At 62.4% G+C, this 773-nt stretch carries 1 protein-coding gene; it reads left to right on the forward strand.

All coding sequences use genetic code 11. The annotated features are described in order from the left end of the window. A partial coding sequence (locus tag A6R74_RS10655) for an aldehyde dehydrogenase family protein (protein ID WP_121499385.1) occupies nucleotides 1-773 on the forward strand: 773 nt, incomplete at both ends.

A 773-nucleotide genomic window follows, 5' to 3' on the forward strand; every position in this document is an offset into this window, starting at 1 on the left:
GCTTGGTCTGCAACTGGCCCCGGCGAAAAACGCGCCAAGCTGCTCAAAGCGGCAGAGGTCATGGAGGCGCGGCAAGCTGACTTTATCGAACGCATGGTCGATGAGACCGGCGCTACGCCAGGCTGGGCAGGCTTTAACGTCATGGTCGCCGCCAGCATCCTGCGCGAAGCGGCGTCGCTGACCACCCAGGTAGGTGGCGAGGTAATTCCCTCTAATGTGCCCGGCAGCTTGGCGATGGGGGTGCGGGTACCCTGCGGCGTGGTGGTGGGCATTGCCCCCTGGAACGCGCCGATTATTCTGGGTACCCGTGCCATCGCGACACCGCTGGCGTGTGGCAATACGGTGATTCTCAAGGCCTCTGAACAGTGCCCTGCGACGCACCATTTGATTGGCGAAGTGCTGATTGAAGCTGGCCTGGGCGATGGCATCGTGAACGTGGTGACCAATGCGCCGGTGCAGGCTGCAGAGGTGGTTGAGGCACTGATTGAGCATCAAGCCGTACGGCGCATCAATTTCACCGGCTCTACCCAGGTGGGGCGCATTATTGCCGAGAAGGCGGCGCGTCATCTTAAGCCGGTCTTGCTGGAGCTGGGCGGAAAGGCCCCGTTCGTGGTGCTTGAAGATGCTGACCTGGACGCCGCCGTAGAGGCCGCCGCCTTTGGCGCCTTCTTCAACCAGGGCCAGATCTGTATGTCCACCGAGCGACTGATCGTAGTGGATGCGGTCGCCGACGCCTTCGTCGAAAAGCTGGCTCGCAAGGCGCAAACGCTGCG

This window comes from Halomonas sp. ALS9 (assembly GCF_001651035.1).
Lineage (GTDB): Bacteria > Pseudomonadota > Gammaproteobacteria > Pseudomonadales > Halomonadaceae > Vreelandella.